Source organism: Candidatus Hinthialibacter antarcticus (genome assembly GCA_030765645.1).
In the GTDB taxonomy this organism is placed as follows: domain Bacteria; phylum Hinthialibacterota; class Hinthialibacteria; order Hinthialibacterales; family Hinthialibacteraceae; genus Hinthialibacter; species Hinthialibacter antarcticus.
The window spans coordinates 132365-146064 of the sequence record JAVCCE010000007.1 but is presented as its reverse complement, the minus strand read 5'-3'; the positions used below and the strand labels follow the sequence as shown (position 1 = coordinate 146064).

The window sequence follows — 13700 nt, the reverse complement described above, 5'->3', positions numbered from 1 at the left end:
CTGCGCCGGGTTTTTCTTGTCTCGAATCCCCCCGGCGTCTTCGACGCCCCCCCCCTTTTTTCAAGGGGGGCATTCACCGCGACGGCATTGGTTTCATAATTACCTGGGGGGATCACGGCAGCCCTATAGGTTGGGTCGCGCCAGCATCGACCCGCCATTTGAATCTTCTTCATCATAAACCACCCAAACCTACCACTGAACATTTAAGCCAGGGTCGGGCCCGCCCGCAGCTGATGGTGTGAGGGCTTGGATATCGTTTTTGTAATGCACAAATTAAACCCTCATCCTAGCCTTCTCTCAGAGGGAGAAGGGATTCACTTTACTCCTCAACAATCACAACATCCTTCTTCCTTGATTCCGGCTGAACGATCAAACTTGTGATTTCGCCGTTTTTGATCTTGCCTTCGATGGTGGTTTGCATGGGGGCATGGAGTTTAAACTCAGCGTCCCAATCATCAGGCCATGCGGGCGTGAGATAAATCTTTCCATCGTCGGTTTGCAGCAGCATGGTTTGCAGTGCTTTCATCAAGTTGCCGCCGTGGTCCTGGTCGGGAACCCAATCGAAGTTCGGCCCCCAAAATGCAGAGAAGCGGCTGCCGTCGTGCTTTGTACTGGCGCGTTTGACAAGGTAGTCTTTCGCGATATCTGTTAAGCCCAGATAGGCCGCCTGCGTATCGTCCTGCCGCCAACCGACGGGGCCTCTATTTTTGCGTTGCATGAACGTGCGGCGGGCGAGTTCTATCCCTACCTTTTCCACGCCAAACAGCCGAAATGGAAAGACGGTGTACAACTCGGGGTTTTCTGAATTGCCCGGTGGAGCGTACGTCGCTTCCGCTCCCGCAATGATCTCGCCCTCGTCGGTGTCCTTCGTAATCAATGGCGGGATTTTCTTTAGCAGATTTCCCCAAAAAGCAATGCGCGATTCAGTGGCTTGCTCTTCACTTAGAGCAAGAAGACGCTTCAAAACCCAATGCAGCCCTGCAACATCAGGCGTCGGATTTTTGGCGTCTTGCAATGTCTCCAATGCCTGCGCAGGATACATCACCAGATATCCGTCTTGGTTCGTTTCGTAATGCTTGTCCCAAAACGCCAGATAAGAATCGCTCATCGGTAGCAAGGCGTCGTTGAGAAACGCTTCGTCCATTGTGTAGTGATAGTAGTCAATCATCATCGCGAGCAACTCAAGCGATGCGGTATACTCGCGGCGGATGTATGTATTGGTCAACTCACTCACTGGCAAATCAGGGTCGCGTTCCCAACCATAGTTTTCATTGTTGTACATTCCCCAAGTGTAGACAGTCTCGCCGATGAAGGCGCCAGGATGTCCAAACCAAGTCTGCGTACGGAACTCGGCCAGCGGCGTCATGTCTTGATACATCTTGAACAGCGGCGGCATCAGATCAAAATCGCCGCACGCCAGCATGGGCCAGTAGGGAAGGCGGGTGTTTTGCCACCAATAAGGGCCGCCCCAACGGCGGTAGTCAGCATCAAAGCCATCGCCGTCAACAGTGAAGATGGAACCGTTAAACTTGATCGGAAAGCGCCCACGGCCCGCGCAAGCGGTGACCCAGCGTTGCAGCACATACCCGCGCGTGACGGTTTCGGCTTCATCGCTGCCTTTGACGTAAATCCAACTGCGGTTCCAAAACTCATCCCACCAGGCAAAGTGTTTTGTTAAATCGTCATGAAGATTATTCGCCGAAAACCGCTTAATGTTAGACTCTAATGTTTCGAGCCATTCTTGTTCCGTTTCTGTTTGTGAAGTCAGAGGGTAGATCGCGATATCAAAATTCTTCTGTGGGGAAGTGGAAACTAACCGATCAGGAGAGTCATTCTTTAATCCCTCTCCTATAATGCCGCCGCCGAATGTGAGATTCATCAACGGATCGCTTGATTGCTGGATGAAGGCTTCCATACCTTGATGTTTCAGGTTGTCTTGCCATATCGAATGCTGATTGCGGTGATACCAGACAATCTGGTCTTCATATCCCTCACAAACCGTATCGGGATAGGAATAAACCGGAAACGGTGCGCTTTGTAGCCCATAGACGCGGTTTAACTCATTATCTTTGAGTTCACGCTTTTGTTTTCGCCAGACGTCTAATTTTGCAGAGACATCGTGTTCAGATTTGCTGACTGTGCTCACGTGAATTACGGGATTATTAGCGTCAACCCAAATATGAACTCCAAATTCTTTTTCCCCTTCACCGGCTCTGATGAGGATATCGCTTGTACGAAGCTGCAACGTTTGATTGAATGTTTTACCATCAGCGAATGGATTGGGCGAAAAAGACAACCTTACGCGCCCGAGTTTGAGCAGGGCTGCGTTTTCGCTCCAGGCGTCCGTTTTGCTGAGCAGTAGGACGAGGTCGCCGTTTTGCTCTACCCAGACGTTCATGCCGGTGTCGCCGTTTCCGATGGGCATAGAGCCGTTGTGGTCTTGGCTGGGTGAATTCCAGGTGACGTTGTATTTCGATAGTAAATCCACATCGAGAGAACTTGCTACAGAATTGATGGTGGAGATAAGGAGAAAAACAGCAATGAAGTGAATGCGATTCATCTTTAAATTCCCGCCTTGGAATAAAATTTCGATGCAATTTTGCCTTAACAACAATACCACAAATACCAATACAACTCATAAGAGTCGGAACCAATTAATAGATTCTAGATAAGGAAAGTGAACATTTAAGCAAAAATAATCTAAAGATTTCTTGACTCTCCACCGATAAGTGTTATTATGTTCACTATTGATAAAGTGTTCAGTTAGGAGAGCCAAATGCACAGCACCCACAATTCTCAAAGCTGGATAACCTCCACTAACCGCTTGGCGGTTAACTGGCAGGATAGTCCTCAATCACTCGAGCAATCTTACCCTGTTGAGTCGTACCAGCCTGGATATCTCACGGAGGCGGAGGACGAGTGGGTCCGAATTGCCTTCAACATTCGTATTCAGTATTATTACCACCTCGCTCCAAAAGAATTACTATCTGCTTGGTCAGGGGCGTGTTGGTGCAGCGATGCGCCGATTGGCGATTTTGCCTACGGGCCTGGCCCGGACGACCCTTGGCTCCCGGCGCGATTTGTGCAAGCGTTTTTTCATTTACACGAAGGATATGTCGAGGCGCTTAACCCGGCGCGACGGCGGTTGGATTCAATGGATGAAGAGACATTGAACCGTCAATGTTTAGTGCTTGCGCTCTTTGAAATGATTGCGAATCAAGGGCTGGACGAGTCTCATCGCTCCCCATTATTTTCACGGTCAATCCAAACGGTCCAAGACTTAATTGATTTACCAGGCAATGAATTGATTCGTGATTTAACTTGGCGTTCTTACAGACTTTATGATGCAATGTCAAGAAATGGTCTTGATTCTTATTTGAATAAAGAGGGGTTGGAATTATTTTGTGCGTCCGTTCGTCCAGCGCCGCATGAAACCGCTGCGAGGTTGAGGATTATGAATTACGGTGACAGTCTAATGTGCGGGGCGGCTTGAGGGACGCTCCCAGGGTTGAGTCTTAATTCGTTTGTGATAAATCAAGTTGTTCGAGTTCGTTAACGGATCGTACGATACAGCCGCCGCTGGCTTCGATCCAATATTGTACTTGCAGGTTGACGCAGACGCCTTCGTTCTCGCCTGCGCGGCGAAAGTCGGTGCGAAGGCCGTAAATGCGTTTGCCTAATGCAAAGGCGTATCCGATTTCTGAGGCGGTGCCCGAATCAACATCGACGCCGTCGAGTACCGCCAGCATTAATTCGCATTCCCGGATATTTGCTGCGTTCCGCTCGGCGATTTTCATTGAGATCGAATGGAGAGAATCATTTCTAACATCTAATTTATCAATTGATTCTGCTTTTTTAAATTCGGATTCTAAATCTGATGCGGTTGACCAGGGATCGATAATGTCAAGGGACTTTGCTTGCAGGCATGTTTGTAGCGTTTCACGAAATCTAGTGGTGCTTTCTGCAAAGCCTAGTGGGGATGATATGAACAGTTTCATGGGTGATTTCCTGATAGTAAGGATGGGCGAAATCATATTTCATCTGACAGTAAACGTAAATAGGGCGGTCAAACTGACCGCCCCGTTGATAATTTCTATTCATCGAGCAATTTAGCTAAATGGCGTCTTGGCGCCGCCGCGAATGATGATGTCGCCGTCTGAAATGGTGCCGTTGGTTATGTTGTATTGAATGGGGAACCCGGCCGCCGAATTGAATATCTGGTTGGGGCCGAGTGAGGTGACTCCATAGTTATCAGGAATGCCATTGTTGGCTGGCTGAAAACCGTCGCTGGCGAATGCGCCCCAAGTGTTGTAAGAGTATGTGTGGGGCGGATTGCCTGGGAACAATAATTCAACACCTGAGAATTCTAATGCCTGAGTATGAAACGGATCCGTCGGCAGGCTGCTAATATATGAGACTGGCGTGGTTAGCAGGCGCATACGCGCAGCGGAATTATAGTCGCTTGGGTTGAATTGCTCCAAATCGTCGCCATCGGGCGGAAATGAATTGTTGTCGATCTGGTAGGATTCGATGGCTGTTGTTAATGCTTTCATGTCAGCCTGGGCGCGGGCGACTTTGGCCCTGACTTGAGCGTTAATGAAATTGGGAACCGCGATGGCCGCTAAGATGCCAATAATGGCGACGACGATCAAAAGTTCAATCAGAGTAAATGCTTTTCGTTTCTGCTTTGGGCGAATCGCAATGGGCGATTGGCTCATAATAATTTCTCGCTTTCATCAATGATTTGGTTGATTTTCAGTTTTCGGTTGATATTTCGAAGATGGTGTTGAACATTTTTAAAAGATATTCCGACTATTCGTCTGCAACAAGTGGTAGAAAGTTCCTTACTCAATCATTTTTTTATTTCTGCATAGAAATTGAGAAAACTTTTTTTGGGTAATCAAAAAGATTGTTACAATCAACTATACGTTAGCGTAATCCATTGAATTCATATTTTTACACAATAACTGGAGAAGAAGACAATGCGTACACTCAAACAGATGCTTATACTGACGGCAGTTGGTGTTTTTGCCGTTGGAATGGTGCAAGCCGCTGATTGGCCTCAATATCACGGCCCTAACCGCGACCGGATTTCATCCGAGACCGGATGGGTTAACCAATGGGATGGCGATGGGCCTGAAATTCAATGGCGCGCCCGGTTAGGGCCAGGGTATACGTCATTTACGGTAGTGGATGGTAAGACGTATGTGGCTGGCTATGACAAAGCCAAGGGTGAAGACAACATTTTTTGTTTCGATGCCAAGACCGGTGATGAAATCTGGAAACACGCCTATAAATGCGAACTGATCGACAACCTCCACGAAGGCGGTCCCGCTGCTACGCCGACGATTTACGACGGCAAAGTATTCACCATTAGCAAAGAAGGCCACTTCAATTGCCTTGATGCGAAGACAGGCAAGGTCGTCTGGACAAAAGACCTTAAATCCGAATTAGGCGTCAAGACGCCGACATGGGGATTCGCTGGCGCTCCGTTGGTTGTTGACGACATTATTTATGTAGATGTTGGTGTGATTGCTGCCTATAAACTTGACGGCGGAGACCCGGTCTGGAAAACAAAAAACTACGGCGAAGCCTACGCGTCTCCCGTATTGTTTCCTTTTAACGGAAAATCATACCTTGTTGCGTTCCCAAAACTGGGCATGGTAATTGTTGACTTAAAAGCCGGGCAAGAGTTTTCTACCTACGCTTGGGATACGAATTACGGAATCAACGCCGCGACTCCAATCGTGGATGGAAACAAGGTTTTCATTGCTTCCGGCTACAACATGGGCGGCGTCATGATTGAAGTTGAAAAAGATGGAACCGCGAAAAAACTTTGGGCGAGTAAAGACATGCGCAACCAAATGAACGCTGCGGTTTTATACAAAGGCTATTTATATGGCTTTGATGAGAGCCAGTTGAAATGTCTCGACGCCAAAACGGGCGAACTCAAATGGAAAGACGGCGGTTTGGGCAAAGGTTCGTTAATGCTTGCTGATGGAAAACTGGTCGTTCTAGGCGGAAAAGGCGAATTGGTGATCGCCGAAGCATCACCGGAAGGCCTGAATCCAACCGGCAGGAAGCAGATTCTTGGCGGAACCTGCTGGTCTTGTCCGGTTTTATCGAATGGAATGCTTTACGCCCGCAATGCGCGCGGCGACATGGTTGCGTTAGATATGAAAGCCAGTTGATTTCTCACTTCGATATATAATTGTAAACGGGGCGCTTCCATTGCGTCCCGTTTTTTATTTCATTTCTGTTAGGATAAAGTTTTGAGCCTGGCAGCTCTAAATCGTGTGATATGAATACAAGAAAATATATTGCTTTATGGAACTTTTTTTATTTATCATTAGACTTATAGTATGAATTGAGGCCATCCTCACCCCCGCTCATTTTCCCATCTTCGTGTTTTGAAGGCCCATTCGTATCTCATTGAGTTTCAATGAATGGTGAGTGACCTATGTTGAATAAGTCGTATGGACGTATTGTTTTTATTCTTTGCTTTATTTTTTTCTGCTTCAGTTTTTTGCACCCTGTTGTAAACGCAGCCGATTGGCCGCAGCGCTGCATGGTTTGGAGCGAAACATCTATCTCAAAAACGTCCGTATTGTCAGCAGATGGGAAACTGGTTCTATTGACGGGGCAGGGCGAGTTGTTGTTCGTCGAACCGTCTCCCGAAAAATTTAATACAATTTCCCGCGCGCAAGTCATCGGGGGAAAATGCTGGACAGAACCAGCGATTGCGAACGGAAAACTCTTTTTGCGCAACGCGCAAGGCATTCTTCTTTGTCTCGACATCCGCAGCACATAGATGTGAGTCACCGTGTTTGATGAACTCCGTGCGAGGCCGTCGTAGGCTTTGCTTTCGGCGAAATAGGTTAATAGTAAAACGGCGTTTTATACCAATAATTTTAGATAGGATCAAAGCATAATGTATCCCTCTGTATATCGAAAAGCAGCGATTGTTTTCTTACTGGCGATTGTATTGACCGCTCCATTGGGCGCCGATGCGGTCGACGGCTGGTTGAGTTGGCGCGGGCCCGGGCAAAACGGCGTCTCGCCTGTTACGGGGTTGCCAAGTGAATTTAAACTCGAAGACGGCAACCTGCTTTGGACGTATGACATGCAAGGCCGCGGTTCGCCCGTGGTCGCCAATGGCCGCATGTATGTTTGGGGGTATAAAGGTGACGATGCGACGGCGAAAAACAGCAACGACATCACCCCGCGCGCGGCGCAATCGGGGCTGCGCGAATATCTGGTTGAACTCAATCCTGAAACGGGTAAGGAAGTCTGGAAGCAGGGCTTCAACGATTTTTTAAGCGATACGGTTTATGAGCGCTACAGCATTGGCGCGCCGACCGTCGATCCCGATACAGGCAACGTCTATTTAATGACCACCGCTGGCGTGGTTTCTTGCTTTACGCCTGACGGCGATCTGGTTTGGCAGCATTCCATGATGGAGCGCTTTGGGCGTTTGACGTTTCCCAATGGGCGTGTGGGTTGCATTGTGATCGACGGCGATTTGGCTATTGCTCGCGGCATCACATCGTATTGGGGCGCGGACGGCCCCGCCAGAGACCGCTTTTATGCGTTCAATAAAAAAACAGGCGAGTTGTATTGGTCTTCAACGCCGGGCATCCAGCCGCAAGACAGTTCGTTCTCGACGCCAGTCTTTGAATGGCGCAATGGAAAGCGCGTATTTTATGTGGGCACGGGCTGCGGCAACATCGTTTGCGTGAATACGAAAAATGGCGAGCCGATCTGGCGTTATCGCATGTCGCGCGGCGGCGTCAATTCGTCGCCGGTGATTCATGGCGATATGTTGATCATTCCTCATGGAAAAGAAAATACGGACGCTTCAACCGAAGGCCGCATGATCGCAATCAAACTTGGCGCAGAACCCGCCCCCGGCGAAGAAGCGCCCAAGGTGCTCGACCAATCGTATGAACTCTGGCGCAATGACGACATTTCGATGTTTACCAGTTCGCCGACATTGGTTGGCGACCGCGTGTATCAAGTGGATAAAACCGGGATGCTCTTTTGCCTCGATGCGAAAACCGGAAAAACAGTATGGACGGAAAAACTATCCAACAGCCAGTTGCACGCTTCGCCGCTGTACGCCGATGGTAAACTCTATATCCCCATCGTGAATGGTCAGATGTATATTCTCAAACCAAAAGCGGACGGATGCGACGTGCTTTCCAATATTCAATTAGAAGGCGGCGCCATTGGCTCGCCCGTCGCCTGGAACGGAAAAGTCTACGTTCACACCACTAGCAAATTATATTGCTTTGGAACCAAAGGCGGGAACGCGGCCCCGATTGAATGGCCTGAATATAAAGAACCCAAAGCGGGCAAAGCCGTTGCGCTGCAAATCACCCCGTCGGACGTATTGTTAAACCCGGGCGAATCTCAGTCGTTTGGGTTTCGCGCCTTGGACGCGAATGGCTTTTTTGTGAAAGAAATCAATGACGCAAAAATGGCATCGTTTGTTCCGCCCACGGCAAAAGTCAAAGCGCAAATGGACGCGACGGTGAATGCAAAAACGCAGTTGGTCGCCGCCAAAGACGCACAGGTTTCCGCTGGCGCTTTCAAGGCGGAGGCGGACGGATTGTCCGGCGTCATTCGAGGACGAGTTCTCCCTAATCTTCCTTATCAAGAAAATTTTAATGAATATGAGTTGAGCGTTCCTCATGCAAAAGAGAGCGGCGTTCAGTTTGCGTTTCCGCCGTTGCCGTGGATCGGCGCCCGCTTCAAATGGGAAGTGCGCGACTTGGAAGACGAAAAAGTTTTGACCAAGACGTTGGACAATGTCTTGTTCCAACGCGCGATTACTTTCATTGGCGATCCGAATGCGTCCAATTACACCGTCGAGGCTGATGTGCGTTCCGACGGCAACCGACGCGGCATGTCAAACGTCGGCGTTATCAATCAGCGCTACTTCATTACGTTGGTTGGCAACTGGCAGCAGATCGAAGTCAGTTCAAACCATGAGCGGCTCAAAGTGGGCGCGCCATTTAAATGGAGCCCCAATAAGTGGTATCGTTTGAAGACGCGCGTTGATCTGAACGACGACGGTTCTGGCGTGGTCCGCGCCAAAGCCTGGCCTCGCGATGATGACGAGCCGGACGCATGGACGATTGAAGTCCCGCATGAAACCGCTCATACCAAGGGGGCGCCGGGACTGTTCGGTTTTGCCTTACAAAGCAAATACCGCGTCTATGTTGACAATGTTGTTGTATCGCCAAACGAATAATTATTGAACCATAGGATAAAGGTGAAACATGATGAAACCGAAACACTGGCTCAGCAGCCTTCTAACCGTCGCGCTTGTTTCCACGTCTGCTTCCGCTGAAGATTGGAGCATGTGGGGCGGGACGCCCAACCGCAACATGATGTCGCCCGAAACGGGAATCCCCGCTGATTTTACGCCCGGCCATTTGAAAGACGGCTCCGAAGAGATCGACCTTTCGACGACGGAAAATGTGAAATGGGTCGCAAAACTGGGGTCGCAAGCCTACGGCAATCCTACGATTGCTGGAGGAAAAGTTTTTATTGGAACCAACAATGAATCGCCTCGAAATGAAAAACATATCGGCGACCGTGGTAATATTTATTGTCTGGATGAAAAGACCGGTGAATTTCTTTGGCAACTGGTCGTCCCTAAACTTGGCGCTGGAAAAGTCAGCGACTGGGAATATCTGGGTATCTGTTCATCGCCGACGATTGACGTCGAAAAAGGCGTCGGCTATGTCGTAACCAACCGTTGCGAAGTTGTCTGTTTTGATATTGATGGATTGTCAGACGGCAACGACGGCCCCTTCAAAGATGAAGGCCAATACATGGCGGGCCCTGGCAATCCCCCGATGGAAATCAGCCCCACCGACGCCGATATCATCTGGACGTATGATATGCGCGATGAACTTGGCGTTTTCCCGCATAATATTGCCAGCAGTTCAACTTTATTGATCGACGGCAAATTGTTTGTGACGACGTCGAATGGTCAGGATTGGTCGCACATCAATATCCCGGCGCCCTTCGCGCCTACATTGATTGTGTTGGATCCCGACACGGGCGAACTGATCGGCGAAGAAGCCTCTGAAATTAGCCAACACTTATACCATTGCAATTGGTCGTCGCCGTCATACGGCGTGATCGGCGGCAAGCCGCAAGCCATCTTCGGCGCTGGCGATGGGTTCTGTTATGGCTTTGATCTCAACCCGGTTGAAGATGACGAAGGCTTTTTGGTACTGAAAGAACTTTGGAAATATGACTGCAATCCGCCTCATTACAAAATGAAAGACGGGCAACCGATTCGCTATCCCGCGCCGGAAGGTCCGAACGAAATTATCGGCACGCCCGTGGTATACAAAGACAAGGTCTATGTCGCAATCGGACAAGACCCCGAACACGGCGAAGGCGTCGGCGTGTTGCAGTGCATTGATGCGACCAAGCGCGGCGACATCACTACCAGCGGCAAGGTCTGGTCGTATGAAGGCATCCGCCGCACGATTTCAACCGTGTCGATTATGAACGGCCTGGTTTTCGCCGCCGATTACAGCGGCGTGATTCATTGCCTGGATGCGGAAACCGGTGAACTCTATTGGAAGCATGACACCCTCAGCCATATTTGGGGTTCCACCATTGCAGTTGATGGAAAGGTTTACGTCGGCAACGAAGACGGTGTGTTGACCATTCTCGCTGCGGACAAAACCCATAAAGTCTTAAAAGAAATCGAATTTGACGCTCCTGTCTATTCAACCCCGGTTGTCGCCAACGGCGTGTTATACATCGGAACTCAAACTCACTTGTACGCGATTGCGGACTAATTGAAAGGTTGAATATGGCGCGTAAACTCGTCTGGACGGCTGCGATTCTCTTGGCTGTCTTACACCATGATTTCTGGTACTGGAATGACGCTACCCTGCTGTTCGGCTATATGCCGATTGGCTTGGCTTACCATGTCGGATTTTCAATTGCTTCCGGGCTGTTGTGGGCCGCCGCCGTAATTTGGGCGTGGCCGACGGAGATGGAAGAAGAAGTCGCAGAATTTCTGCGTGAACAACAGAAAGGAGCGGCGACGAAATGACAGCAGTCATCATTATTTGTATTTATCTTTCGTTGTTGCTCGGCCTGGGAATCTTCAGCCATCGTTTCTTACAAAGTTCGTCCAAAGATTTCTTTGTCGCGAGCCACTCCATTGGTTCCGTCCTGCTTTTGATGTCAGTGTTTGGCACCACGATGACCGCTTTCGCGATGGTCGGTTCAACTGCGGAATCCTACGCGGCGGGAATCGGCGTCTATGGAAAAATGGCGTCATGGTCGGGACTGATTCACTCGGCGGTATTCTTCCTGGTCGGCATTAAAATGTGGTCGATTGGGCGAAAGTACGGCTACGTTACTCAAGTGCAATTATTCCGCGACCGATTTGAAAGCAACGGACTGGGATTTATTTTGTTCCCCATTTTGGTTGCATTGGTTATCCCCTATTTATTGGTGAGCCTTCTCGGCGCGGGCAGCGTCGTCAAAGGGGTGACCGTTGGCGTGTTTCCTGATTTGTTTCCCGCAATCAACGGCAGCGTTCCCCATTGGGTGACGGCGTTTGTTATTTGCGCGGTTGTGTTGACCTATGTTTTTGTCGGCGGATTGCGCGCCGCCGCATGGGCGAACACATTTCAAACCATCGTCTTTATGGTGATCGGCGTCATCGCATTTTATTTGATCTCCACCAAATTGGGTGGGCTTGAAAATGCAACCGCGATGGCAAAGCCCGAAAAACTAGTGCGCGGCGATAAAGTGCCGCAACTGGTCTTTCTAACCTATCTATTTATCCCGCTTTCGGTTGGGATGTTTCCGCACCTCTTTCAACATTGGTTGACGGCGAAGTCGGCGAAGACCTTTCGGCTCACCGTGATTGCTCACCCCATTTTTATCATGATTGTATGGGTGCCGTGCATCCTTATCGGCGTATGGGCCAGCGGCGCCGTGATCGAAACCGCGAGCGGATTGCAGCGTGTTGTTCCTGAGGGCGCCCCGCCCAATGCGGTCTTAGGCATCATGGTGAAGCAACTTACCAGTGAGACTATGTCGGGTTTTGTTACCGCTGGCATTCTGGCTGCGATTATGTCGTCGCTTGATTCGCAGTTCATGTGCCTGGGTACGATGTTCACCAACGACGTGGTCATGCACCATTTCGGTAAAAACCGCTTTAACGATAATCAGCAAATCTGGATGGCGCGCGGTTTTATTACGTTGATCGTCATCATTACTTACTTGCTTTCACTCGCAGAACCTCGCAGCGTTTTTGTCTTAGGGATTTGGTGCTTCTCCGGCTTTGCCAGTTTGTTCCCGCTTGCCGTCGCCGCCGTCTATTGGAAGCGCGCCACCAAGGCCGCCGCCTATGCGACTGTGATCGTGACGATGGTTGTGTGGTTCGTTTTATTTCAAGATTCCAATTACGGCCTCGAGCGTGAATACCATGTCTTTGGCATGATGCCGGTGGCTATTATTTTCGCGGCGTCTACGCTGACAATGATTTTAGTTTCGTTATTCACCAAGCCGCCCTCAAAAGAAACAATTACTAAATTCTTTCCAGATAAACGAATGGAGGTCGCATCCGCATGAGCGCGATTGCAGAGAGCGCCCTGGCTCAAGCCAAAGATCAACTCGATCAACACTTGAGAGAAATCATCCAGTGGCATTTTTCGCCGGAAACCGGCTGTCCCTATTGGCTCAACTGGGCCAAGCAGGCGGGCTGGGACCCGCGTGAAGACGTGAAAACCTACGAAGACGTCGTCAAGTTTCCGCATTTTGATGATGAGACCTTACGCAACGAACCGCACGAAGTGTGGATTCCAAAACAATATGAAGGCAAACCGTATAAAATTTTTGAAACGGGTGGTACGACGGGATTGCCCAAACAACGCATCAGCTGGCATGACCATGAGTATGATTACACCGAATTCGCTGAAACGCTGGACCCGGAATTTTTCCCGCGCGGCGGCAATTGGTTGATGATGGGGCCGACTGGCCCGCGCCGCTTGCGGTTGACGATTGAGCATCTCGCCAATGTGATGGGCGGCTCGTGTTATCATCTCGACCTTGATCCCCGCTGGGTAAAAAAACTCATCGGCAACGGACAAGGAGATCAGGCCAAGGCTTATATGGAGCACATCGTCGATCAGGCCGCGCCAATTTTAAAACATCGCAATGTTTCCTGCCTGTTCACGACGCCGAAATTGCTGGAAGCGCTGGGCGAAAAAGTTGATGTGCCCGGCGTTGGAATCAAAGGCGTATTTCTTGGCGGTACCTCTATGACGCCGCAGGTGGTGCGTTTTCTGGCGGAAGAAATCCTGGAAGAAAAAGCGCAGCTGGTGCCGACCTACGGCAATACGCTGATGGGCCTCGCGTGTAGCAAACCGCTTTCGGCGGAAGATGACTATGCGTTGACCTACTATGCGCCGCAGCCGCGCGCGGTGTTGCGGGTGGTTGATCCTGACGACACCGTCAAGACCGTCGAGTACGGCGAGTGGGGGCGCGTCGAACTGACGACCATCACCAAGGAATTGTTCATGCCGCGTTTTCTGGAGCGTGATGAAGTCATCCGCCGCGAGCCCTGGGGGCGTTTCGCTTGGGACGGCGTCGGCGAAGTGCGGCCCTTCCGCGCAAGCGAAAACAAAGTGGTTGAAGGCGTGTACTAA

At 50.0% G+C, this 13700-nt stretch carries 11 protein-coding genes; 8 read left to right on the top strand and 3 right to left on the bottom strand.

The features are described from left to right. Positions 1-319 precede the first annotated feature (319 nt). Positions 320-2560: a DUF5703 domain-containing protein gene (locus P9L94_02215; GenBank protein ID MDP8242867.1), complete on the bottom strand. Its 2241-nt coding sequence runs from the start codon at positions 2558-2560 to the stop codon at positions 320-322. Between the two features lie 216 nt (positions 2561-2776). Here P9L94_02215 and P9L94_02210 point away from each other — a divergent pair, with 216 nt between their 5' ends. Beyond that, entirely contained in the window at positions 2777-3493 is a 717-nt protein-coding gene (locus P9L94_02210; protein MDP8242866.1) for a hypothetical protein, read from the top strand. A 22-nt stretch (positions 3494-3515) separates the two neighbouring features. Here the strand turns inward: P9L94_02210 and P9L94_02205 are convergent, their stop codons facing one another. Both P9L94_02205 and P9L94_02200 read right to left on the bottom strand, forming a co-directional pair. Beyond that, positions 3516-3998, bottom strand: coding sequence for a nucleoside 2-deoxyribosyltransferase (locus P9L94_02205; GenBank protein ID MDP8242865.1), 483 nt, complete (start codon positions 3996-3998; stop codon positions 3516-3518). Between the two features lie 111 nt (positions 3999-4109). Then, positions 4110-4718, bottom strand: coding sequence for a prepilin-type N-terminal cleavage/methylation domain-containing protein (locus P9L94_02200; GenBank protein ID MDP8242864.1), 609 nt, complete (start codon positions 4716-4718; stop codon positions 4110-4112). 264 nt (positions 4719-4982) lie between these two features. Here P9L94_02200 and P9L94_02195 point away from each other — a divergent pair, with 264 nt between their 5' ends. From P9L94_02195 to P9L94_02165, 7 genes are all read left to right on the top strand, one after another. Then, entirely contained in the window at positions 4983-6191 is a 1209-nt protein-coding gene (locus P9L94_02195; GenBank protein MDP8242863.1) for a PQQ-like beta-propeller repeat protein, read from the top strand. 269 nt (positions 6192-6460) lie between these two features. Further along, positions 6461-6811: a hypothetical protein gene (locus tag P9L94_02190; protein ID MDP8242862.1), complete on the top strand. Its 351-nt coding sequence runs from the start codon at positions 6461-6463 to the stop codon at positions 6809-6811. A gap of 120 nt (positions 6812-6931) precedes the next feature. Next, positions 6932-9256, top strand: coding sequence for a PQQ-binding-like beta-propeller repeat protein (locus P9L94_02185; protein MDP8242861.1), 2325 nt, complete (start codon positions 6932-6934; stop codon positions 9254-9256). A gap of 28 nt (positions 9257-9284) precedes the next feature. Next, on the top strand, positions 9285-10829 hold the full coding sequence (locus P9L94_02180) for a PQQ-binding-like beta-propeller repeat protein (GenBank protein ID MDP8242860.1): 1545 nt from the start codon (positions 9285-9287) through the stop codon (positions 10827-10829). Between the two features lie 14 nt (positions 10830-10843). After that, complete coding sequence (locus P9L94_02175) at positions 10844-11089, top strand: DUF3311 domain-containing protein (protein MDP8242859.1); 246 nt, start codon at positions 10844-10846, stop codon at positions 11087-11089. After that, entirely contained in the window at positions 11086-12624 is a 1539-nt protein-coding gene (locus P9L94_02170) for a sodium:solute symporter family protein (protein MDP8242858.1), read from the top strand. Before P9L94_02175 ends, P9L94_02170 begins: the two co-directional genes overlap by 4 nt. Next, entirely contained in the window at positions 12621-13700 is a 1080-nt protein-coding gene (locus tag P9L94_02165) for a hypothetical protein (GenBank protein ID MDP8242857.1), read from the top strand. The genes P9L94_02170 and P9L94_02165 overlap by 4 nt, the downstream gene beginning before the upstream one ends.

What these genes read in the sequence shown, in the direction of transcription:
- P9L94_02215 (MDP8242867.1), bottom strand. Translation starts at nt 2,560, where the DNA reads ATGAATCGCATTCACTTCATTGCTGTTTTTCTCCTTATCTCCACCATC.
- P9L94_02210 (MDP8242866.1), top strand. Translation starts at nt 2,777, where the DNA reads ATGCACAGCACCCACAATTCTCAAAGCTGGATAACCTCCACTAACCGC.
- P9L94_02205 (MDP8242865.1), bottom strand. Translation starts at nt 3,998, where the DNA reads ATGAAACTGTTCATATCATCCCCACTAGGCTTTGCAGAAAGCACCACT.
- P9L94_02200 (MDP8242864.1), bottom strand. Translation starts at nt 4,718, where the DNA reads ATGAGCCAATCGCCCATTGCGATTCGCCCAAAGCAGAAACGAAAAGCA.
- P9L94_02195 (MDP8242863.1), top strand. Translation starts at nt 4,983, where the DNA reads ATGCGTACACTCAAACAGATGCTTATACTGACGGCAGTTGGTGTTTTT.
- P9L94_02190 (MDP8242862.1), top strand. Translation starts at nt 6,461, where the DNA reads ATGTTGAATAAGTCGTATGGACGTATTGTTTTTATTCTTTGCTTTATT.
- P9L94_02185 (MDP8242861.1), top strand. Translation starts at nt 6,932, where the DNA reads ATGTATCCCTCTGTATATCGAAAAGCAGCGATTGTTTTCTTACTGGCG.
- P9L94_02180 (MDP8242860.1), top strand. Translation starts at nt 9,285, where the DNA reads ATGATGAAACCGAAACACTGGCTCAGCAGCCTTCTAACCGTCGCGCTT.
- P9L94_02175 (MDP8242859.1), top strand. Translation starts at nt 10,844, where the DNA reads ATGGCGCGTAAACTCGTCTGGACGGCTGCGATTCTCTTGGCTGTCTTA.
- P9L94_02170 (MDP8242858.1), top strand. Translation starts at nt 11,086, where the DNA reads ATGACAGCAGTCATCATTATTTGTATTTATCTTTCGTTGTTGCTCGGC.
- P9L94_02165 (MDP8242857.1), top strand. Translation starts at nt 12,621, where the DNA reads ATGAGCGCGATTGCAGAGAGCGCCCTGGCTCAAGCCAAAGATCAACTC.